Here is a 1,188-nt window from a genome sequence, read left to right as displayed (position 1 = left end):
GATCTACACGAGCCTTATCGTCGGCAGCGTCAGATGTGTATAAGAGACAGGAGGGCGCCATCACGGCCACCACTGAGCTCGACCCGCCCGCCGCCCGGGCCGACGTCGCCGCCTTCGCCGCCCGCCGCGTCGCCGAGGACCTGCACGAACAGCTCACCCGGCACGGGATGGCCTGCGGGCGCGTCGTCGTGACCGCCGACGCCGTCGACCCCGTCACCGGCGAGCACCGCACCTGCGAACGCACCTGGCGCACCGACGACGCCACCGGCATGTCGGCCGCACGCATCACCGACCGCGTGCGCTGGCAGCTCGCCGGCTGGCTCACCCACGCCGAGCCCGCTCCCGCGCCCATCGCCCGGCTGACCCTGCGGGCCGACGACGTCGCCCCCGCCGGTGCCACCCAGCCCGGCCTGTGGGGCCCGTCCGCGGGGGAGGGGCTGCGCGCCCGCCGCGCCGTCGAACGCGTCCAGGCCCTGCTCGGCACCTCCGGCGTGCTGACACCCCGCCTCCAGGGCGGCCGCGACCCCCGATCCCGCGTGCAGCTCGTGCCGTTCGGCGAGCACGTCCCCGCCGAACGGGACCCCGGCCTGCCCTGGCCGGGCGCCCTGCCGGCCCCGTCACCGGCCGTGGTGCTGCCCGACCCCCTGCCCGCGCACGTGCTCGACACCACCGGCGCCGACGTCGTCGTCGACGCCCGCCTGGCCATGAGCGGCGAGCCCGCGCTCGTGCGCAGCGAACGCGGCACCGCCCGCGTGGCCGACTGGGCCGGGCCGTGGCCCGTCGTCGAACGGTGGTGGCGGCCCGACGGCGGCGCCCGCCGCGTCTTCCTCCAGGTGGTGGCCGACGACGGGCACGGTCTGCTGCTCGCCCGCACCGCGGGCGCCTGGCTGCTGGAGGCCATCTATGACTGAGACCACCCCCGCCTACGCCGAACTGCACGCCCACTCCGCCTACAGCTTCCTCGACGGCGCCTCCCCGCCCGAGGCGCTCGCCGCCGAGGCCGCCCGGCTCGGGCTGCGTGCCCTCGCCCTCACCGACCACGACGGCCTGTACGGCGTGGTGCGCTTCTCCCAGGCGGCCAAGCACGTGGGACTGCCCACCGTGTTCGGCGCGGAACTGCACCTGCCGGCCCCCGGAGCCACCGCCCCGGCTGTCTCTTATACACATCTGACGCTGCCGACGATAAGG

1 protein-coding gene and 1 pseudogene are annotated in these 1,188 nt (G+C 76.2%); both read left to right on the top strand.

Translation table 11 applies throughout. The features are described from left to right. A pseudogene (locus HGK34_RS22215) lies at nt 1–911 on the top strand (DNA polymerase Y family protein); the annotation flags it as partial. Beyond that, the coding region (locus tag HGK34_RS22210) for a PHP domain-containing protein (protein WP_201851604.1) at nt 904–1,188 on the top strand (285 nt) is incomplete at its 3' end. The pseudogene HGK34_RS22215 and the gene HGK34_RS22210, both read left to right, overlap by 8 nt.

Source organism: Myceligenerans indicum, assembly GCF_016742955.1.
Taxonomy (GTDB): Bacteria; Actinomycetota; Actinomycetes; order Actinomycetales; family Cellulomonadaceae; genus Myceligenerans; species Myceligenerans indicum.
The sequence above is the reverse complement of the archived record's forward strand: the minus strand, read 5'-3'. Positions and strand labels throughout refer to the sequence as shown.